The sequence below is a fragment of the Cupriavidus sp. genome (assembly GCF_057315035.1).
This window is the reverse complement of sequence record NZ_DBHKYV010000036.1, coordinates 22,192-42,582: the sequence shown is the minus strand read 5'-3', so window position 1 is coordinate 42,582 and position 20,391 is coordinate 22,192. Positions and strand designations below refer to the sequence as shown.

Below are 20,391 nucleotides of genomic sequence, written 5' to 3'. Positions count from 1 at the left end.
TGAAACTTGCGTCGCCCGTTGGCCTATATTGATGAGCAGAGGACGGCGCAACCCCAGGAGACCGCTCGCCATGGCCTTTACCCATACCGTCGGCACCCGCCGGCATGTCTTTGCCGATCTGCGCTCGCTACTGGCCAAGGCCAGTTCCGCACGTTCGGGTGATGCGCTGGCTGGCATCGCGGCCAGCAGTGAGGAAGAACGGATGGCGGCGCGCATGGCCCTGGCGGAGATGCCGCTGATGCATTGCCTCAATGAGGCATTGGTACCTTATGAGGACGACGAGGTTACCCGCCTGATTGTCGACAATCATGATGCGCTGGCTTTTGCGGAGATCGCCAGCCTGACCGTAGGCGACTTCCGCAACTGGCTGCTGCGCCATGAAACCGATTCAGTGGTGCTGGCGCGCGTTGCGCCCGGTATCACGCCAGAGATGGCGGCAGCCGTGAGCAAGCTCATGCGCAACCAGGATCTGGTGGCGGTGGCGCGCAAGTGTCGCGTGGTCACCCGCTTGCGCAGCACCATCGGCTTGCCGGGACGATTGGCAGTGCGGCTGCAGCCGAATCACCCCACCGACGATCCGCGCGGGATTGCCGCGTCAATCGTCGACGGACTGCTCTATGGCTGTGGCGATGCAACCATCGGCGTCAACCCGGCCGGCGACAACCTCGGCGCGATTGTCACGTTGCTGAAGCTGATCGACGATATCCGCGTCCGCTACGATGTACCGACCCAGTCGTGCGTACTCACGCACGTCACCAATACCTTGCGCGCCATGGAGCAAGGCGCACCGGTTGACCTGGTGTTCCAGTCGGTGGCGGGTAGCCAGGCCGCCAACCAGTCGTTTGGCATATCGCTGGCATTGCTCGACGAAGCGCACCAGGCGGCCTTGGCACTGCAACGCGGCACGGTCGGCAGCAATGTCATGTATTTCGAGACCGGGCAGGGCAGCGCGTTGTCTGCCAATGCGCATCACGGCGTGGACCAGCAGACCATGGAAGCACGCGCCTACGCGGTGGCGCGCCGCTTCGAGCCATTGCTGGTCAATACCGTGGTCGGCTTTATCGGGCCCGAGTATCTGTACGACGGCAAGCAGATCATCCGGGCCGGACTGGAAGATCATTTCTGCGGCAAGTTGATGGGCGTGCCGATGGGCTGCGATGTCTGCTACACGAATCACGCCGAAGCGGACCAGGACGATATGGACACGCTGCTCACGCTGTTTGGCGTGGCGGGTATCAACTTCATCATGGGCGTGCCCGGTGCCGACGACATCATGCTGAACTACCAGAGCACGTCGTTTCACGATGCGCTGTACCTGCGCGAGGTGCTAGGCCTGCGGCCCGCGCCGGAATTCGAGGGCTGGTTGCAGCGCATGGGAATACTGGACGGCGCCGGCCGATTGCTCGAGCCCGCGGCGCGCCAGCCACTGCTGGCCATGGCCGAAGCGCTGTAGGTCCGGTGGAGAACCGAGATGCCGAGCCCACCCGATCGCGCAGTTCCCCCTGTTCGTTCCGAAGACGCCGTGGACCCCTGGACCCGTTTGCGCCAGTTCACGCGCGCACGCGTGGCCATCGGCCGCACCGGCCACGCGCAAACCACCGACACCATCCTGGCGTTCGGCCTGGCGCATGCGCAGGCGCGTGACGCCGTGCATCTGCCGCTCGATACGCGCACCATCGATGCGGCCCTGCACGATGCCGGGCAGTCCGCGATTCATGTCCACAGCGCTGCCCCCGATCGAGACCAGTACCTGCGCAGGCCCGATCTGGGACGACAGCTTGACGAAGACAGCCGGGCCAGGCTGGTTACCGCCGGGCAGCCGTTCGACGTGGTGTTCGTGATTGCCGATGGCCTTTCCGCACTCGCGGCGCAATGTCATGGCGTGCCGCTGTTGCAAGCGGTACTGGCGCGCCTGCGGCAGTGGCATATCGGGCCGGTGGTAGTTGCGCAGCAGGCACGCGTGGCATTGGGCGACGAGATTGGCGAGCGTATTGGTGCCAGGCAGGTAGTGATGCTGATAGGTGAGCGGCCCGGCCTCAGTTCGCCGGACAGCCTCGGCATCTACCTGACCTACGATCCGCGCGTGGGACGCACCGATGCGCAGCGCAACTGCATTTCCAACGTGCGGCCGGAGGGGTTGTCGTACGCGCAGGCGGCGGATCGCCTGGTGTTCCTGTTGCGCGGCGCGGTGGCGTTGGGCAGGTCCGGGGTGGACCTGAAAGACGACAGCGTCGCCGTAGGGGCGACGCTGCCGGGTGATACGGGTTGAGATGGGTGGATGCCGGAAGCTGCGCTACATCATGCGGCGTGAAAAACGCCCGCGCTGCGCGTCGTCCATCAGTGACATGAACTGTGCGCGATCCATATGCACCAGTTCCATGTGGTCGCCGGCCTCGAACCAGACTTCCGGCTCGTCAAACAGGCTTTCGTCCACATAAGTCTGCATGCCATACGACATGGCGCAAGGCGGGATGGCGCCGAGGTCGCAATCCTTGAACACTTCGCGGATTTCGTCTTCGTGCGCCAGCACGAGCTTGCGGCCCGTCTGTTCGCAGATAACGGAAAGTTGCAGATGGTGATTCGAAGGAATCACCGCTGCCACGTAGCCGCCATCGTCTTCCAGCAATAACGTCTTGGCCAGCCGATGACCTGGTATATGGGCAGCCTGTGCAGTGGCCATGCTGCTGAGGCTGTAGGGGTGACGAATGATGTCGAACTGGCTGTTCATGCGGCTGAGCCGGCCAGCCAGGGTGCCTGCCATTGCCATGATCGCCTTCCTTCCTGCGCGGTGCGCAGTCTAGTCCTGAGTGTTCTCACTATAGGCATTGGCAGCATGCATGCGAGGCCAGATTGCCTGCAGTTCGGTCTTCAGGAACGTCAGCAGGTAGCGTGTGGCCATGGTCTGGTAGCGGTTGGGCATGGTCAGCATGTAAAGCTTGCTGCCGAACACGCTGATACGGTAGTCGGCCAGTAGCGGCATGAGCTTGCCGTCCGCCAGATCGTTGCCCACGGCGTACAGCGGAAAGATGCCGATGCCGAGGCCGCCGACCACGGCATCCTTGAGGAAGGCGAAGTTCTCGGAGCTTAGCGTCGGTTCCAGCACCACCTGCTCGCGCTCGCCGCTTTCGGCGCGCGTGCCCGCTGCCTTGAGCTTCTGTCCGATCGGCGACGCGCAGACGATGGCGTGGCTGGTCAGGTCGGCCAGTACCGTTGGCGAAACTCGACCGGCCAGATACGACGGCGCGGCGCAAACTATCCAGTCAACCGTGCCAATCTCGGTGGCCACCACGGAATCGGGCGGTGTGGAAATGATGCGCAGCGCCACTTCCACATCCTCGGACACCAGATTGTGGATGCGGTTGTCGAACACCACGTCGAGCGTGATATCGGGGTAGCGCTGCTTGAACTGCACCAGCAGCGGCGACAGCATCGCGTGACCCAGCCCCGTGGGTACCGACAGCCGCACATGGCCCTGCAGGCTTTTGCCCATGCTGCTGATCAGCGCATTGGCGGCGGCCACTTCGCCAAGGATATTGCGGCCATGCTCGTAGAGCCCCGCACCCACCGGCGTGGGTTCCACATGACGCGTGGTCCGGCGCAGCAACTGCACGCCAAGCTCCTCCTCGAGCGCCTTGAGGTGGTAGCTGACATTGGCGCGTGTCATCTTGAGCTTGCGCGCGGCGGCACTGAGATTGCCCGCATCGACGATATCGACAAACAGGCGCAGGGCATTGAGGTCCATGACGAGGCTGGCGCGGAAATGAATAAGGGGCCCGAAGGCCCCTTAGTTTGCCATGATGGCGAAGGTGTACCGCTCAATGTTCGTGATGCAGGTACTTCGCCTGGCGTGGCAGCCGCAGGCTGACCAGGAACGCCAGCACCATCATGCCGGTGACGTACCAGTAGAACGCATTCTCGTGGCCGATCGATTTCAGGGCCAGCGCCACGTATTCGGCCGAGCCGCCAAACAGGGCGTTGGCGACTGCATAAGCCAGGCCGACACCGAGCGCGCGTACTTCGGGCGGGAACATCTCGGCCTTCACGATGCCGCTGATCGAGGTATAGAAGCTGACGATGGCCAGTGCCACGCAGATCAGCAGGCCGGCCATTTCGGGGCTCGACACGGTCTTCAGGGCAGTCAGGATTGGCACGGTGGCCAGTGCGCCCAACGCGCCGAACAGCAGCATGTTGTTGCGGCGGCCGATGCGGTCTGACAATGCGCCGAAGAATGGCTGCATGCACATGTACAGGAACAGGCAGCCCGTCATCACATAGCTGACGGTCTTGATCGGCATCCCGGCCGTATTGACCAGGAACTTCTGCATGTAGGTGGTGAACGTGTAGAAGATCAGCGAACCACCTGCCGTATAACCGAGCACGGTAAAGAACGCGGCCTTGTGATGACGGAAGATCGCGGCGACGCTGCCGGCTTCCTTGTTGTTGCGCTGCTGTGCCGTGGAGGTTTCATGCAGGGTGCGGCGCAGCAGCAGGGCCACCACCGCCGTGATCGCGCCGACTACGAATGGAATACGCCAGCCCCAGGCCTTGAGCTCGGCTTCGGTAAGCAGCTGCTCCAGGATTACCACCACCAGCACTGCCAGCAACTGGCCGCCGATCAGCGTCACATACTGGAACGATGAGAAGAACCCGCGTCGACCCTTGAGCGCGACCTCGCTCATATACGTGGCGGTGGTACCGTACTCGCCGCCAACCGACAGGCCCTGCAGCAAACGCGCCAGCAACAGCAGCGCGGGCGCCCAGTTGCCGATGGTGGCATAGGTGGGCAGGCATGCTATCAGCAACGAGCCGAAGCACATCATCACCACCGAGATCAACAGCGAGTTCTTGCGGCCATTGCGGTCGGCGATGCGGCCGAACAGCCAGCCGCCGATCGGGCGCATCAGGAAGCCCGCAGCGAACACCCCAGCCGTGTTGAGCAACTGGGCGGTAGGATCTGCCTTCGGAAAGAACGACGGCGCGAAATAGAGCGCGCAGAACGCGTAGATGTAAAAGTCGAACCACTCCACCAGGTTGCCGGACGACGCGGCCACGATGGCGAAGACGCGTTTCCTGATTTCCTCGGGGGAGGGTGCCGTGCCGGTGACGGCAGGGTTGGCGATGTCTGTCATAGAACCTTCTTTGCTTGGCGGCCGGGGATGCCGCTGAAAGGGAGCGGGGCGCGAAGGCGGCGAGATTCCGGCAGGCATGCCGGGAGGGGCGTCGCACATCGGGACCCGTGTGCACGGCAAGCGTAACGCGGAACCGCGAACAGCCCAAGAGGGGCGCGTAACATCGTCGCACTGTTTTATTTCAAATGCCTTGCTACCTATGGTTTTGCGCGGCATTGTCCGGCTGGGTGGAAAGAGTTTTTTACATGGCGGTTCGCAAGGCGATAAAAATTTCACTGGCCTGACTTCCATCATCCAGCTAACTTGCGTGAGCGATTGCCCTGCGCAATCATGCATGCCAATCTTGCTGCCCGATCTCTGCCGGTAGTTTCTCGAATCCTTTTCAATGTCCGTACTGCGCTACCTGTCCATCCCGCTGTTGTTGCTGCCTGTCCTGGCAGCGGCCGAGGACGCCGATCTTGTGCAATGCCAGCGCGTCAACCAGGCCCAGTTGCGGACCGCCTCCGAAGCAACGCTATTGTTCCTGCGCTGCCGCGCGCGGCAGATTTCATATGACGCACCACGACTCAAGGGCGTGACACAGAAGTTCAAGGACGATCTGGTGTTTGCATGCCTGGACCAGGCCGATGCTATCGAGCATCAGCTGCGCGTCAGCCATGGCTATACGCGCGAGTCACTGGCCAGGAAAAAATGTGACTATTGATATGCATTGACTTATTGTCAAAGAATATTGTCGGTTCTGTACAAGTCAGCGTGGATTGTCAAAATCCATAGGCCGCGTACCATGGGCGTCCATTGCCGATGTACCAGATTGACGTACCGAATTACCGGAGACTGCCATGGCTCTCGATGCCGAATCCTTTTCCCTGCTGCGCGCCTCGGTGCAGCGTTTCATCGACGAACGTCTGAAGCCTGCGGAAGACATCCTCGAGGAAACCGACGATGTGCCGGCCGATATCGTGGCCGACATGAAGGAAATGGGCCTGTTCGGCATCTCGATCCCGGAAAACTACGGTGGGATTGGCCTTTCGATGTCGCAGGAATGCGATGTGGTCTACGACCTGGGTCATACCGCCTTCGCGTTCCGCTCGGTATTCGGTACCAATGTGGGTATCGGCTCGCAGGGCATCCTGATGGATGGCACCGAGGAGCAGAAGCAAGACTACCTGCCCCGGATTGCCAGCGGCGAACTGGTTATCTCGTTCGCGCTGACCGAACCGAACGCCGGTTCCGATGCCGCCTCGCTGCAGACGCGTGCCGAACTTGACGGCGATCACTACGTGATCAATGGCACCAAGCGCTTTATTACCAATGCGCCGCGCGCCGGTGCGTTCACGCTGATGGCGCGTACCGGGGGTGCTGGCGCCTCGGGCATTTCGTCGTTTATCGTGCCGGCGGACACCCCGGGTATCTCGCTGGGCAAGCCAGACAAGAAGATGGGCCAGCGCGGTACCAAGACCTGTGACGTGGTGCTTGAAAACGTGCGTGTGCCGGCCGCCAATATCATCGGCGGTGTACCGGGCGTGGGCTTCAAGACGGCCATGAAGGTACTGGATCGCGGTCGCCTGCATATTTCCGCACTGGCTTGCGGCATGGCGCATCGCCTGATTACCGATGCCGTGGCCTATGCGAAGGAGCGCAAGCAATTCGGCAAGGCCATTGGCGATTTCCAGCTGATCCAGGGCATGCTGGCCGACAGCCAGGCCGAGTTGTACGCGGGCCTGTCGATGGTGCGTGACTGCGCGCAGCGTTACGATGCCAAGCCGGCCGGCAAGAGCGATCCGGAAGTCAGCATGCTGGCGTCGTGCACGAAAATGTTCTGTACCGAAATGGTGGGCCGCGTGGCCGATCGCGCCGTGCAGATCCACGGTGGCGCCGGTTATATTGCCGAGTACAAGGCCGAACGTTTCTATCGCGACGTGCGCCTGTTGCGCCTGTATGAAGGCACTACGCAGATCCAGCAACTGATCATCGCCAAGCAACTGCTGCGCGATTGAGTCCGGCGGCGGCATACACCAGGCCGGCAAGACAGGGGATAGGAGACAGGATGAGCAAGATCCAGGTAACAGCCCCGCAAGGGCCGGTCGCTGCCAATGACAATGGGATGCACCGGCTGCGCGCCGTGGTGGCCACCTATCGTACGGCGCTGCAAGCCTACACGCTGGTGGTGTCCGCCAACGAGCTGATGGCGCTTACCAAGGGTCCGGAGCCGGCGCACTCGGCGCGCGACTATCGCGCGCAGGCCCATCTTGATCGGCTGCGCGACAGCGTACGCGAATCCGGGCTGGCGCTGCCGAGTGCCATCGTCGTGGCCGTGGCTGGTGGCACCATGCACTGCGAGTGCGATCACCTGTACACGCTGGATCTCCATCCGCAGGCTGGCGACAGCCTGATCGTGCTCGATGGGTATGATCGTCTGACCGCGCTCGCCGACAGTGGCCGCGGGCATATCAAGACGCTGGTCACGGCCGTGCTCTGCTCGACCGCGATTGACTGCATCGGACAGTCTCAACCTGCCGCGACCGAGGCTGAATGCGCGCTCATGCACACATCGGCAGCGGCGCGATGGGCGGGTGCTACCCGGGTCTGGCGCCAGTAATTGCCAAGGGCTCAGGCCCACCCGGGTTTCAGGTCCATCTTCAGGCCCACCCAGACTCAGGCCCAGATAGTGTCCACATCGCGAAGCAGGTGCCCCGCCAGGATGTAGTCGCCCAGGCGGGTCGCCTTGGCTTCGAGTTCCAGCAGTTCTTGCTCGGACAGCAGGCCGAGATCGAACTGGCAGTACAGATTGCGCTGCCGGAACGTCGTCTTGGGTTTGCCAAACCCTTCCAGCAGGGCTTCGCGGGAGCGGACAGCAACGCTTTCCTGTCCGCGGTACTGCACCTTGATGCCGCGCTTTTCCCCGAGCCGGCCCAGTTCGACGGCGTCCTGCCATCCGGTCTCATAGTCCAGTTCAAGCGCAATCGCTTCTTCCGAGGTCAGAAGCCTGAGCGCTTCCGCCTTGCTGCCAGCTCGCACGATTGACATCCACACCTCAAATCTCTACAAAGACTGTATAAATATACAGTGATCAACGGAAGCGCTCAAGGCCTGGTTACATCGGCTGGCGCCGCGGCCGCAGCGGGCGCTGCTTCGGCAGGGGCGGCGCTCGGCACGCCCGTCCCCGTACCAAAATCGCCAGCGAACGCCTGGGTCAGCGTGGGCGGTCCAAGATAGCGCCGGATGACCGTATTGACTGCCTCCGGCGTGGCGGTACGGATCCGCTGCTCTATTGCCGCGGTATGCGCCATCGTACGGCCCAGGTAGGCCTGGTTGGCGAGTGCGCCGGCCAATGCGCCATCGCGGCTACGGCTAAGCACGCCCTGTTGCAACAGGCCGCTCGTTGCTTCCGATAGTTCGCTGGCGGTGATGCCATCGCGCACGAAGCGGTTCAGTTCCTCGTCAACGGCCTTGCGCAGGCGCGGAAGGTTCTGCGGGGCATAGGCTGCCCACAGGCCGAAGCGTCCCGCGCGGTCTAGCGCCCCAATGGAAATGGAACTCGACACGCCGTAGCTGATGCCGTCGATCTGGCGTAGCCGGTCTGCCAGCCGGCTGCGCATGCCCGTGCCGCCAAACACGCGGGTGGCGATCAGCATCAGCGGATAGTCGGGTGAGTCACTGACAAGGTCGATCGGCTGCGAGGCCAGGTAGACCGCGTTGGCCTTGCCTGGGGTGTCGAGCGTGAACTGCGAGGCCGGAATCTCCACGAAGGGGCGATCCACGCGCTCGAACGGCACCTGTGCTCGCCAATCGCCAAACAGGAACCCGGCCTGCCTGATCGCCTCGTCGGCATCGAAATCGCCGACCATGGCCAGTTGCGCGTGTTCCGCGCCGTAGAAGCGCGCGTGGAAGTCGCGCAGCTCGGCAAGAGACACCGCCTTTAGTCGCGCAATGCTTTCATCGAAGGTTGGCGTATAGCGCGGATCGCTGGAGGGGTACGGGTTGCCATGACGGCCGAGCGCATTGGGGGCCAGCGCACCGGGCTGATTGCGTTGGCTTTCGATGCCCGCGATGCTGCTGGCCCGCAATGTTTCGAGCTCGTTGCCCGGGAAGGTCGGCATGCGCAACACGGTGCGCAGCAGCGCCAGCAGGTCTGGCAAGTATTCCCGCCGGGTCTCGAAGCGAACGCTCAGCTGTTCCGCACTGCCGGAGATCGAGACGTTGGCTTTCAAGGCCTCGAAGCGGTCGGCAATCTTCTGTCGGTCGAATGCACCGGCGCCACGATCGAGCATGGCGGCGGTCAGCGACCCGACCGAAGTCTTGCCTTGCAGGGTCTCGGTATTGCCCAGGCGCAGGATCAGCGTACCGTTGACCGCGCCGCCTCGCGTGGGTTTGGGTAGCAGTGCCAGTTGCATGCCATTGGGCAGCGTCTGACGCACGGTATGGGCGTCGATATTGGCCGGGCTGGGATCGAATGCCGCCACCGCCTGCGCGGCGGGCTTGCCCGTGTAGTCACGCGTCAGCGCAGCCAGGTCCGGCGAGGCCGGAATGCTGGCGAGCCGAGGCTTGTCGCCGGGCAGGAACTCGCCGACCGTGCGATTGGACGGGCGGAAGTAGTTCTCGGCCACGCGTTGTACGTCGGCCACCGTCGTCGTTTCCACGCGATCGCGATTGATAAAGAACAGTCGCCAGTCGCCCTTGGAAATGGCGCCCGAGAGTGCCACCCCATAGGCGGCGGGATCATTAAGCGTTTTCTCATAGGAGTTGCGCAGCCGCACACGCGCGCGTTCGAGTTCTTCCTCTGTCACCGGCTGCGTGGCGAAGCTCTCGATTGCCGCCAGCAGCGCATCGCGTACCGGTTCGATCGGACGATCCTTGCTGGTACCCGCCGCGAACAGGATCACGCCAGGATCCTTCATCGACGTGAAGAACGAACCTTGCCATGCGGCCTTGCGGGTATCGACGAGCGTACGTTCAAGCCGACCGCCGGGCGTATCGGCCAGGATCACGGACAGCATATCCAGTGCGGTGGTGTCGGGATGGGCGCCCGGTGCGACGTGGTACATCGCGGCAACGATGCTGCTGTCCCCGGGGCGTGTCAGCGTGAGTTCGCGCGCCCCTTCCTGGGTGGGCTCCACTGTGTACTCGGGGGGCAGCACGCGCGTCGGGCGCGCAATCGACCCGAAGGCCTGCTCGATGCGTGCCAGCGTGCGTGCCGGGTCAAACTGGCCTGTGACTACCAGTACCGCGTTGTCCGGCTGGTAGTAGCGGCGGTAGAACGCCTGCAGGTTCTCGATGCCCACGCGTTCGACGTCGCTGCGTGCACCAATCACCGCCTTGCCGTAGTTGTGCCAGCGATACGCCGCCGCATACATTTGCTGTTGCAGCATGCGCATGGGATTGTTCTCGCCAATCTCCATTTCGTTGCGCACCACGGTCATCTCGCTGTCCAGGTCCTTGCGCGCGACGAAGCTGTTGACCATGCGATCCGCTTCCATGCGCAACGCCCAGTCGAGGTTGTCCTCGCTCGCGGCGAACGTCTCGAAGAAATTGGTACGGTCCTGGTTGGTGGTGCCGTTGTACTGCATGCCGCGCCGGGCGAATTCGGTCGGGATGGTCTTGCCGGGCAGCGTCGGCGTTCCCTTGAACAGCAGATGTTCGAGCAGGTGTGCCATGCCGGTTTCGCCATAGCTTTCGTGGCGGCTGCCGACCAGATAGGTCACATTGACCGTGGTGGAGGGTTGCGCATCGTCGGGCGCCAGCAGGATGCGCAACCCGTTTGGCAGCCGATACTCGGTGATGCCTTCCACCGTGGTTATGCGGATGGCGTGTGCTACCGGCGCGGCAGATAACGCAGCGGCCGGCGCCGACGATGATGATGGCGCAATGGCCAGCATGTCCGGTCGGGCCGCAAAGGCGCTGGATACCAGCAGGCTGCTGACGATTGCACAGGCCACGCCGGCAATACCGGCACGACCCGCAACAGGACGACGATTCATGCATGCTCCGTTAGCGGCGAGGCTGCCGCCGTTGGGCAGATTCTATCCGCTGCGGCATGCCGTGAAACGCGTCCGACCGCACTTTAAGAATCTGGAGCATTCCGGGCCGTAAACCGGCGAAAAATCCGATCAAGGAGGATGTCCGATTCCAGCGCATCTGCCTCACCGTAAACGCGTACGATGCATGTCATGGAACTCGATCCCGACACCTGTTACAAGGCCGTTGCCTCACACGACCGACGCTTTGACGGCCGCTTTTTCGTAGGCGTATCGTCGACGGGCGTGTATTGCCGGCCGATCTGCGCGGTGCGCACGCCCAAGCGTGAGAACTGCACGTTCTACGAATCGGCCGCGGCCGCGGAAAAACACGGCTTCCGACCCTGCCTGCGCTGCCGGCCGGAGCTAGCGCCCGGCCACGGACTGGCAGATATCTCGGGGCGCCTGGCGCAAGCCGCCGCCACGCTGATCGACGAAGGTTTCATGGTCGGCGCGGGCGTGACGCAACTGGCCGCGCGCATTGGCGTGACGGAACGTCACCTGCGGCGCCTGTTCGACGCGGCCTTCGGTGTGTCGGTGCATGAGTATGCGCAGACGCAAAAACTGTTGCTCGCCAAGCGACTGCTGACCGACACCGCGCTACCGGTGACGGAGGTGGCGCTGGCGTCCGGCTTTGGCAGCGTGCGGCGTTTCAATGATGTGCTCAAGGAACGTTATGGCCTGACGCCGCTGGCCATGCGCCGTCGTGCCGCCGACGGCATGGCGGACCGGCTCGTGTTCGAGCTCGGTTACCGGCCGCCACTGGCATGGGCGGAGATGCTTGAATTCCTGGGGGTGCGGGCCGTCGATGGCGTTGATGTGTGTCATGGCGACGTCTACACCCGCACGATGGCGCTCGACGTGGATGGGCGTCGCCATCTCGGGTGGGTACGTCTCGAGCATGTCGCCAGGCGCACGGTGGTTCGGGTGACCCTGTCAGGTTCGCTCGCGCATGTCATTCCACAGGCGCTGGGCAAGGTCCGGAGGCTTTGCGATCTTGGTTGCCGGCCAGACATTGTCGACGCGCATCTGGGTGACCTCGCGGAACAGACGCCAGGCATGCGTTTGCCTGGCACGTTCGATGGACTGGAAATCGCGGTGCGGGCAATAGTCGGACAAGTGATTTCGGTAGTCCATGCGCGGCGCATTCTCGCGCGGCTGGTAAACATCGCTGGCGATCCCTTGCCGGAGGCGGCGCTGGCGGGACTCGTACTGCCGCCCGGCGCGGGCTCGCTGACGCATGCGTTTCCCAGTGCGCCGGCATTGGCCGCGCTGCCCGACGCCGACTACCAGGCGGCCGGCCTGCCAACTGCAAAGATCCGCGCGATTCGTGCGTTGGCACGGCAGGTGTCATCGGGCGCGATCCGGCTCGATCCCCATGCCGCACCCGACGACACCGTGGCGCAATTGCGCGCCATCGACGGTATCGGCGACTGGACCGCGCAGTACGTGGCCATGCGGGCGCTGGGCTGGCCCGATGCGTTCCCGGCAACCGACTATGCATTGCGCAAGGTTCTTGGCGTCGAGACCGTGCGTGCGATGCACGCATTGACCGCGCACTGGGCGCCTTGGCGCGCCTATGCGGCGATTCATCTCTGGCATCGCTACGAGGCACTCAAGGAAGAGTCCAAGGCGACAGACCACGATATCGAGGAGCAGGCAGCATGAGCAGCTATCAGATCATTGCCAGCCCGTTGGGCGACATCCTGTTGCGTGCGGAACGCGGCGAGATGACTGGCGTGTTTTTTTCGGGGCAGAAGTACTATCCCGCCGAAGGCAAACCCGCGGTACCGATGCCGGCGGCGGATGCGCGCGTGATGGCGCAGGCAGCCATGCAACTCGATGCTTACTTCGACGGCACGCTGCAAGCCTTCACGGTGCCGTTCCGGTTTGCCGGCAGCGCGTTCCAGCAACGGATCTGGCAGGCGTTGTGCGAGATCGGTTTCGGAGAAACCTCGACTTACGGACAACTTGCCGCCGGACTTGGCCTGCCACCGAGCCATTCACGCGCGGTGGGCGGCGCGGTAGGCCGCAACCCGTTGTCGATCATCGTGCCGTGCCATCGCATCGTGGGTGCATCGGGCGATTTGACCGGTTACGCGGGCGGTGTCGATCGCAAGCGCGCGCTGCTTTCACTGGAAGGTGTGTTGCCGGCTGCGAGCGCCGCTGGCCGTGCCCCATCGAGTCAGGCTGCGCTCGCCTTTGCCTGAACGTTAAACGGTGCCCCGGCTTTTCCTCGCCATCGATACGCCGCCGACCCTTGCGCAAGGGTTGTTACAGACGTTACCCGCGCATCGTGGCATTCGCGCCACGCCTGCCATGCAGTTGCATCTGACACTGCGCTTCCTTGGCGAGCAGGACGACGCCACCACGGCGCGAATCGCGCAGGCCTTGCGCTCGGTCGAGATGGCGGCGATGTCATTGCAGGTACATGGCGTCGGCCGCTTTCGCGGCCGACAGGGAGCAATTCTCTGGGCCGGCTTAACCGATTCGGCCGACTCGCAGCAATTGCTGGCACTGGTCGATGCAATCAGCAAGGTGCTCGAACGTGAGGGCATCGCACCCGAGCATCGCCGGTTCTGGCCACACCTGACCCTGGCGCGCTGCCGGCCTCGCGTGCCGGAACCTGTATTGCGCGAATGGATCGAGTCCTGTCGCACCTTGACGTCGCCAAAGTGGCAAATCGACCGGTTTGCATTGTTTGAGAGTTTTCTCCATGCGGAGGGGGCGAAGCATGTGGCGCGGGAAATCTACCTGTGCCACTGATTTCTATAGTCTGCTGATGCAAGTCATGGCATCGCAAGTTAGTAGAGCCGCGGACTTGCGCCTGGACAGTTTCAGATTAATATCCGCTTCAACGCATCTGGCATCATGCCTAGGTGCCCACCATACGAGGCCCGCTTCGAGCAATCGATGCGGGCTTTCGTTTTTTCCATCTCGATCTCAGCCCAGCCGCCCACCCCGTCTCACCCCAAATTGCTGAGTCCGAGCGCCACCCCCAGCCCGCATAACGTCGAGCCGATCAGCCGGTCCAGCAAGCGTTGCCGGCGCAGCATTGCCGTGCGCAGTGCCGTCGAACCGAAGCACCACGCGACGATGCTGAACCAGGCCCAGTGCGCGGCCGACATGAACAGTCCGTACCCGAACTGCATGGGCAGCGGCGTGTGGGCGCCGACCACCTGCGTGTAGGTGCTGACCACGAACAACGTGGTCTTGGGGTTCAGCGCGTTGGTGAGAAATCCCATGCGCAGGGCGGCGGCTCCCGAGATTGCTGGTGCCGCCGACGTGTCGACGGTCAGCGTCGAGCGGTTGCGCAGCGTCTGGTAGCCGATCCACACCAGATAGGCCGCGCCCAGCAACTTGATGACCGTCAGCAGGCCGTGCGCATGGGCGATCAACAGCGATACGCCGAACATCGTGTAGGCCACGTGCACCTGCACGCCCAGCGCAATGCCCAGCGCGCAGAGCAAGCCGGTACGGCGGCCGAACAGGTAGCTGTTACGCGTGACCATGGCGAAATCCGGCCCTGGGCTGATAACGGCAAGGATGGTGATCGTGGCGACGGCCAGCAGTTCGGCGAACGGGGTCATTTTCTGTCAGTTTTCGTCAATGAAAGCATGGCCGTCAGGCCATTGGCATGCCCATTCTGGCTCGCAGAAATGGGTACGGAAAGCGATATATACTTGCCGGATTACGTGAGAAAAACTGACTGATTGGCATGGCTTCGATGCATTGGCTTGGCTGGATCCGCTTTTTCGAGGCGGCCGCGCGCCATCAAAACTTCGCCAGGGCGGCCGAAGAACTGCACCTCACGCATGGCGCGATCAGCCGCCAGATCCGGCAACTCGAGGATGCATTGGGCGTGCCCCTGTTCGAGCGGCGCAATCGTGCGGTCTTCCTGACGGAGGCCGGCCGTGCCCTGCATGCCGCGGCCAGCCAGTCGATGGACCTGCTGGCCGCGACGGTTGAGAAAATTCGCGCACCGGCACCGCAAGCGGCCCTGGTACTGTCCTGCGAGCCGACTATCGCCATGCGCTGGCTGATTCCTCGGCTGGGACGCTTTACGGCAGCCCATCCGGACATCCCTCTACATCTGATGGCGGCGGGTGGTCCGGTTGATTTCCAGTCGAGCGGTATCGATGTTGCGCTGCGGCGAAACGACTTTGCATTTGATCCGCGCTGGCACACGCGGGAACTGGCGCCGGAGCGGGTCGGGCCGGTTTGCAGGCCCGATCAGGCCGTGACCGATCCTGGGCGCATGGTTCGCCTGCATACGCGTACCCGGCCAGATGCCTGGCAACGGTGGGCGAGCAGCGCCGGGGTTGCGTTGGCTGGCTCTGCGCCGGAACCGTCGAACGAGGCCTGGTACGAACACTTCTACCTGAGCGTGCAGGCCGCCGCCGCTGGCCTGGGATGGGCCATGGCATCGGCGCTGATGGTTGCCGACGAACTTGCCGACGGACGTCTCGCGGCGCCGTTGGGCTTTGTGGCCGACGGCTCGGCGTATCACCTGATCTCGCCGGTTCCGTTTGTCCATGACGGGCGCAAGCGAGCATTGCTAGACTGGCTGCGCAGTGAAATCGGATCGCCAGTTGCTTAATGCTCGTAGTGCACGTAGTGCAATGTGTAGGGTGTTTTCTTTGCCGAAAGCGTAGCGGAAGCTACCCCACCGAAGTTGGTCGCTAAAGTTACGTCGTATTTTGCCGAAGGCCATGGCATATGCTTGCGCCGCCTTGATGGCGCGCTTACCATGCGGCGCTGGCCGCCGCCCGATTCCAGACCATTGCGTCGCCTGCCCCAGGGCGCATCGCGGTGCAACCACCTTTAGAAGTAGCGTATTTCCATGAGTCTTCAAGATCCCCGCGGGCCGCAGGCAGCCCAGTACTTGTCCCAGGCAGAGGGTGAGTCCGACGAGCAGGATGTGGTTCAGTCGGATGAACGCTACCGGCTGACACACAGTTCCCAGATCGGTACCGTGCTGCGCGACATGGCATGGCAGAAGTGTCTGCTCAACGTGCGCTCGAAGGGCGGTTCGGAGATCGTGACGTCGATCCTGCACGTCGATCCGGCCAACAAGACGTTCATCTTCGACTGGTGCCGCGCCGATGGCGAGCGTCAGGCGCTGATGGCCTCGGACCAGAACGCGTTTTCGGGTCTGCTGCGCGGCGTGCCGGTGAATTTTGTGGTGGGCACCCCGGGCGCCACGCGCTTCGAAGGCGGTCCCGCGTTTATCGCCGACTTTCCCTCGAAGCTCTATCACTTCCAGCGTCGCCGGCATTTCCGCGCGCGCACGCTGCTGACCAAGGGATATCGCTGCGAAGTCCAGCTGCCGGATTCCACCGACAAGACCGTGCTCCAGCTTGATATCGCCGACCTGTCATTGTCGGGCGTAGGCTTGCGTTCGCGTGCGGTGGGCGCTGACCAGCTTCCCGTGGGTACCGTGATCAAGCGGTGCCGGCTCGATTTTGGCGAGCTTGGTCGCCTGGAGCTGGACATGCAGGTGGTGGGCCACTGGCTGGTGGGCTTTGACGACAATACCGTTCACCACTACGGCTGCGCCTTCCTGAACCCGGACGGACGTATGGAAAATTTCCTGCAGCGACTGGTGTTCCAGCTGGAGCTGGCGCACCGGGGTTGAGCCCCGGGGCTTGCTTGCTGTCAGCTTCCCACCAGTTTGCCGATCGCGGCTGCCGCCTCGCGCATGGGGTTGAGCAGCCGCGCGATCATTTCGGACTCTGAAACCTTGTTGGCCTTCACGCTTACGCTGATGGCCGCCACCACCACGCCTCCCTGCGAGCGCACCGGTACGGCAATCGCGCGCAGACCGGGCTCCAGTTCTTCATCGATCAGCACATAGTCCAGTTCTCGCGCACGCTGGAACGCCGTTTCCAGCTCGGGACGCGAGACCTTGGTCAGCAGTGTGCGCGGACGCAGCTCCGCGTGCTCGAAGAAGGCTTCCAGCACGGCATCGGGCTGGTGTGCCAGCAGCAGGCGTCCCGTGGACGTGCAATAGGCCGGCAACCGGCTGCCCATGCCAAGCGCATGGGTCAGGACCCGCTGAACTTCCGAGCGCACCAGATACAGGATGTCGATGCCGTCCAGGATTGCCAGGGCCGAGGTCTCGTGTACGCGCGCGCTCAGCGTGTCCAGGATCGGTTGGGCCAGCGAAACCAGCGAGGTGGACGAGAAATAGGCGTGCCCCAGATGCAGGACACGCGGCCGCAGCGCAAAGTGTCCATCCTGCTGGCTGACATACCCCAGTTGTTCCAGCGTATAGAGACAACGTCGCACCGACGCCCGCGACAGCTGCGTGCGTTGCGCCACCTGCGAGATCGTGAGTGGGCGCTTGCGTTCCGAAAATGCCTCGAGCACGGTCAGGCCACGCGCCAGCGACAGCATGAAATTCGGATCGCCGGCAAAACTGTTGAGAATGTCGGCTGGCGGATGCGCGGCGCGTACCGTATCGGCTTGCGCGGGCTTGATGCTGATCGGGCTGGGGGCGTCCATGGACCGTTGGTAGCGATGCGGCGTTCGATAATCGCGCATCTTAACGCCGCTGCCCCACGATTGCCGAATTCCGGACAAAAAAATGTCGCCGATCAATGCGGCGACGGGGAAGGGGGTTGTCGATCAGGGCAAATCCTCTCGACGGCGCCGAGTATAAGCACCGCCGCTAAGACATTAAATACAACTTTTGTGGGGTTTTGGGCGTAGCGCAAGTCATGGTCCGGGTGGCGGCGGGCCGGCTCAAGGCTTGCCCAGGAACAGGTAGAACGCATACTGGCCGCCGGCTGCACGACCGTAGGCCAGGTACAGCGGCCCGATCGGGCTGTCCACGCCCAGGAAGGCCGAGGCCGATTTCAGCAGTCCGGTCGGATTTCCGGGCACCAGCGGAGCGCCTACCCGTCCGGCTTCGAGCGATGCGCCGACGTAGACGCCGTCAAGCAGCGTCTGATGGGCGAGCTTGTTGTAGTAGACCAGTCTCGCAAACTGCAGATTGCCGCCAATCAACTGCCCGGTGCTGTAGCCCGACTGTTGCAGGAAGCCACCCCACTGGAACAGGTCATAGCGCGGCAAACCGGGGCCACCCAGGTTGCTGCCCGCGCGGATGGCGCCGCTAAGCGTGTGGTTGCCGACCGAATAGGCACCGGATACCGCGACTTCGCCCTTCGTATAGGTACTGGTGGCACCCATGCCGGCCTGGGACGAGAAAACGGTGAGCGTTCCGCCATAGCCGAAACGTGGGAAGTTGATGCTGTCGAGCTGATCGAACAGCAGGCGCCCTGTGATGGCGCGCCGGTCTATGCTGCCCGTCGTCGAAGGTGCCAGGGTTGCGGGCCCGGTGGACAACGATACGTTCTGGTGGCCGATCACCACGCCCAGCCGCGCCTCGCCATACTTGGTGAACTGGCTGCCAACGTCGAAGGCAAAATCGGTACGGCGCAGATCGTACTCGGCGATCTTGTTCTCACCGCTGTAAACATTGACCGGGCGCCGTTCCAGTTCGATGCGCGGCGCCACGAAGAATAGCTGGCGCGTATCGAGCGGCTGGTAGAACTCGCTGATCAGGCTCGAAGTTTGTCCTGCCTGTACATCGTTGCGCCATTCGGCGCCGAGCGAATTAAGCCACGTCCGGCGGTAGCTGGCCAGCAGGTTGAAATATGCGTTGCCGCGGAAGTCCGAACTGAGGCCCAGCCCAAAGCGCAGGTAGTTCGGCCCGTAGGACTTCTCCACGGCGTCCACGCCCAGCACACGCTTGCCGGGCTCCTCCAGGAAGCGGTAGTTCACGTGCTCGAAATCGCCGGTGCCGAACAGCCGGCGCATGTCGCGATCGAGTGTTGCCTGCGTGATCGGCTGGCCCGGCCTGGTTTCCATCGTGGCGGCCGCAAATGCCGAATTCACGCGCTCCAGCGGCGCGAAACGGATCTCGTCGACTGGCCGCGGGTCCGGCGGCGGCAATGCACGTTGCGCGACGCGCAGTTGTTCGTACCGGTCCGGCGGCAGCGACAACGCTGCCAGGCGACTGGCTTCGCGCCGCGCCGCGGCCTCGCCGATCGGCACGGTCTTCGGCAGGTGATTGAAATCGCCGGCCGAGAAGTCGCCCAGCTCGGGCAGGATCAGGATGTCAGTCGGCTTCAGCGACGCCAGCGAGGTCCGTACGTTCTGCTCGGTCAGGATATTGAGCATCTGGCCGGTGACCCCGATCAGCGACGTGAGCTCCTCGCGTTTCATCAATGGGGTGCCGAGATTCACGGCGATGATGATGTCCGCCCCCATTGCGCGCGCCACGTCCACGGGCAGGTTGTCGGTCAGCCCGCCATCGACGAGCAGTTTGCCCTGGTATTCGGTGGGTGCCACGGCGCCCGGCACCGACATGCTCGCGCGCATGACGTTGGCCAGTTCGCCCTCGCTGAACACCACGGGTGTGCCGGCCACGAGGTCGGTGGCCACGGCACGGTAGGGAATCGGTAACTGGTCGAAATCGCGGTAGCCCGGCGCGTTGGCCAGCTGCCGCAGGACGGTTTCCAGTTGCACGCCGGAAACCACGCCCTTGGGCAGCAGGAGTCCGTCAGATCGCACGCCAATCTCGGGCGTCACCAGGTTCGTGTGGTCATCGATCTTGCGACGGATCGCCAGATCCTGTCGCGGCGGCCGTTCCTTGAAGATGGCATCGGTGGTCAGACCACCCACCAGCTTCTCCATGTCGGCGGTGCTCATGCCCGTGGCATAGGCGCCCCCGACCAACGACCCCATGCTGGTTCCGGCGATACAGTCGACGGGGACGCGCAGTTCCTCGAGCACCTTCAAGACGCCGATATGGGCGGCACCACGCGCCCCACCGCCGGACAGCACGAGGCAGATCCTGGGCCTGCCGTCGGGATGCGGCGGGAGCGAAGGTTTTACGATGACGGTATTCGGATCGGCGGGTGCCAGAACCGGCGGAGCGGTCGGTGGCGGATTAGGTGGCGGCAGGATCTGGCTGCCCTTCTCGGCGCCGCAGGCGACCACGCATGCCAGCATCCCCGCCGTGATTGCGGTGGCCTGTTGCAGCACGGAAATGACACGCGTGGTAGTGGGCATGGCTGGAGACAATCCGCCGCATACCGGCTTGGCCCAACACTAGCAGCAGAGCCAGGCGCGGCACCGCATCATCGAAACAATTCAGTATGGGCACGGATTCCTGCATATCAGAGATTGAGCGCGCACACATTGGACCAAAGGCCCTGGCCGCATGGGGCGCGCGTGGC

Annotated in this window: 18 protein-coding genes; 10 read left to right on the top strand and 8 right to left on the bottom strand. The window is 63.3% G+C overall.

The window, feature by feature from the left end; translation table 11 throughout:
• The first annotated feature begins 70 nt into the window (after nucleotides 1-70).
• Together ACO550_RS30585 and eutC are read left to right on the top strand one after the other, a co-directional pair.
• Nucleotides 71-1,453 carry an ethanolamine ammonia-lyase subunit EutB gene (locus tag ACO550_RS30585; protein ID WP_315596270.1) on the top strand — a complete coding sequence of 461 codons (1,383 nt, stop codon included), beginning with the start codon at nucleotides 71-73 and terminating at the stop codon, nucleotides 1,451-1,453.
• Between the two features lie 18 nt (nucleotides 1,454-1,471).
• Nucleotides 1,472-2,269, top strand: coding sequence for an ethanolamine ammonia-lyase subunit EutC (eutC, locus tag ACO550_RS30580; protein WP_315596271.1), 798 nt, complete (start codon nucleotides 1,472-1,474; stop codon nucleotides 2,267-2,269).
• A gap of 24 nt (nucleotides 2,270-2,293) precedes the next feature.
• On the opposite strand, the gene ACO550_RS30575 is transcribed toward eutC, so the two are convergent.
• The 3 genes from ACO550_RS30575 to ACO550_RS30565 all read right to left on the bottom strand — a co-directional run bounded on the left by ACO550_RS30575 (nucleotide 2,294) and on the right by ACO550_RS30565 (nucleotide 5,129).
• On the bottom strand, nucleotides 2,294-2,767 hold the full coding sequence (locus tag ACO550_RS30575) for a YbaK/EbsC family protein (protein ID WP_315596272.1): 474 nt from the start codon (nucleotides 2,765-2,767) through the stop codon (nucleotides 2,294-2,296).
• A gap of 30 nt (nucleotides 2,768-2,797) precedes the next feature.
• Complete coding sequence (locus ACO550_RS30570) at nucleotides 2,798-3,742, bottom strand: LysR substrate-binding domain-containing protein (protein WP_315596273.1); 945 nt, start codon at nucleotides 3,740-3,742, stop codon at nucleotides 2,798-2,800.
• Nucleotides 3,743-3,815: 73 nt separating this feature from the next.
• Nucleotides 3,816-5,129 carry an MFS family transporter gene (locus ACO550_RS30565; RefSeq protein ID WP_315596274.1) on the bottom strand — a complete coding sequence of 438 codons (1,314 nt, stop codon included), beginning with the start codon at nucleotides 5,127-5,129 and terminating at the stop codon, nucleotides 3,816-3,818.
• Nucleotides 5,130-5,514: 385 nt separating this feature from the next.
• On the opposite strand from ACO550_RS30565, the gene ACO550_RS30560 reads away from it, so the two are divergent.
• The 3 genes from ACO550_RS30560 to ACO550_RS30550 all read left to right on the top strand — a co-directional run bounded on the left by ACO550_RS30560 (nucleotide 5,515) and on the right by ACO550_RS30550 (nucleotide 7,728).
• Nucleotides 5,515-5,832 carry a hypothetical protein gene (locus ACO550_RS30560; RefSeq protein WP_315596275.1) on the top strand — a complete coding sequence of 106 codons (318 nt, stop codon included), beginning with the start codon at nucleotides 5,515-5,517 and terminating at the stop codon, nucleotides 5,830-5,832.
• 136 nt (nucleotides 5,833-5,968) lie between these two features.
• Nucleotides 5,969-7,126 (top strand): acyl-CoA dehydrogenase family protein, encoded by a 1,158-nt coding sequence (locus tag ACO550_RS30555; RefSeq protein ID WP_315596276.1) that lies wholly within the window; start codon nucleotides 5,969-5,971, stop codon nucleotides 7,124-7,126.
• Nucleotides 7,127-7,176: 50 nt separating this feature from the next.
• Nucleotides 7,177-7,728, top strand: a complete 552-nt coding sequence (locus ACO550_RS30550) for a hypothetical protein (protein ID WP_315596277.1) — start codon at nucleotides 7,177-7,179, stop codon at nucleotides 7,726-7,728.
• A gap of 56 nt (nucleotides 7,729-7,784) precedes the next feature.
• Here ACO550_RS30550 and ACO550_RS30545 read toward each other — a convergent pair whose 3' ends face one another.
• Both ACO550_RS30545 and ACO550_RS30540 read right to left on the bottom strand, forming a co-directional pair.
• The gene (locus ACO550_RS30545) at nucleotides 7,785-8,156 is read right to left on the bottom strand and encodes a PHA-granule associated protein 4 (RefSeq protein WP_315596278.1); all 372 of its coding nucleotides are present in this window, start codon (nucleotides 8,154-8,156) and stop codon (nucleotides 7,785-7,787) included.
• Between the two features lie 56 nt (nucleotides 8,157-8,212).
• Nucleotides 8,213-11,107, bottom strand: coding sequence for an insulinase family protein (locus tag ACO550_RS30540; RefSeq protein ID WP_315596279.1), 2,895 nt, complete (start codon nucleotides 11,105-11,107; stop codon nucleotides 8,213-8,215).
• A gap of 189 nt (nucleotides 11,108-11,296) precedes the next feature.
• Between ACO550_RS30540 and ACO550_RS30535 the strand changes: the two genes are divergently transcribed.
• The 3 genes from ACO550_RS30535 to thpR are packed head-to-tail and all read left to right on the top strand — an operon-like array spanning nucleotide 11,297 to nucleotide 13,909.
• Nucleotides 11,297-12,811, top strand: a complete 1,515-nt coding sequence (locus ACO550_RS30535) for an AlkA N-terminal domain-containing protein (RefSeq protein ID WP_315596280.1) — start codon at nucleotides 11,297-11,299, stop codon at nucleotides 12,809-12,811.
• On the top strand, nucleotides 12,808-13,353 hold the full coding sequence (locus tag ACO550_RS30530; protein WP_315596281.1) for a methylated-DNA--[protein]-cysteine S-methyltransferase: 546 nt from the start codon (nucleotides 12,808-12,810) through the stop codon (nucleotides 13,351-13,353). Before ACO550_RS30535 ends, ACO550_RS30530 begins: the two co-directional genes overlap by 4 nt.
• 10 nt (nucleotides 13,354-13,363) lie before the next feature.
• Nucleotides 13,364-13,909, top strand: coding sequence for an RNA 2',3'-cyclic phosphodiesterase (gene thpR, locus ACO550_RS30525; RefSeq protein WP_315596282.1), 546 nt, complete (start codon nucleotides 13,364-13,366; stop codon nucleotides 13,907-13,909).
• 200 nt (nucleotides 13,910-14,109) lie between these two features.
• Here thpR and ACO550_RS30520 read toward each other — a convergent pair whose 3' ends face one another.
• Nucleotides 14,110-14,733: a LysE family translocator gene (locus ACO550_RS30520; RefSeq protein WP_315596283.1), complete on the bottom strand. Its 624-nt coding sequence runs from the start codon at nucleotides 14,731-14,733 to the stop codon at nucleotides 14,110-14,112.
• A gap of 137 nt (nucleotides 14,734-14,870) precedes the next feature.
• Here ACO550_RS30520 and ACO550_RS30515 point away from each other — a divergent pair, with 137 nt between their 5' ends.
• Complete coding sequence (locus ACO550_RS30515; RefSeq protein ID WP_315596296.1) at nucleotides 14,871-15,743, top strand: LysR substrate-binding domain-containing protein; 873 nt, start codon at nucleotides 14,871-14,873, stop codon at nucleotides 15,741-15,743.
• Nucleotides 15,744-15,986: 243 nt separating this feature from the next.
• The gene (locus ACO550_RS30510) at nucleotides 15,987-16,781 is read left to right on the top strand and encodes a flagellar regulator YcgR PilZN domain-containing protein (RefSeq protein WP_315596284.1); all 795 of its coding nucleotides are present in this window, start codon (nucleotides 15,987-15,989) and stop codon (nucleotides 16,779-16,781) included.
• 20 nt (nucleotides 16,782-16,801) lie between these two features.
• Here ACO550_RS30510 and ACO550_RS30505 read toward each other — a convergent pair whose 3' ends face one another.
• Entirely contained in the window at nucleotides 16,802-17,650 is an 849-nt protein-coding gene (locus ACO550_RS30505; RefSeq protein WP_315596285.1) for an IclR family transcriptional regulator domain-containing protein, read from the bottom strand.
• A 240-nt stretch (nucleotides 17,651-17,890) separates the two neighbouring features.
• On the bottom strand, nucleotides 17,891-20,224 hold the full coding sequence (locus tag ACO550_RS30500) for a patatin-like phospholipase family protein (protein ID WP_315596286.1): 2,334 nt from the start codon (nucleotides 20,222-20,224) through the stop codon (nucleotides 17,891-17,893).
• Between the last annotated feature and the right edge of the window lie 167 nt (nucleotides 20,225-20,391).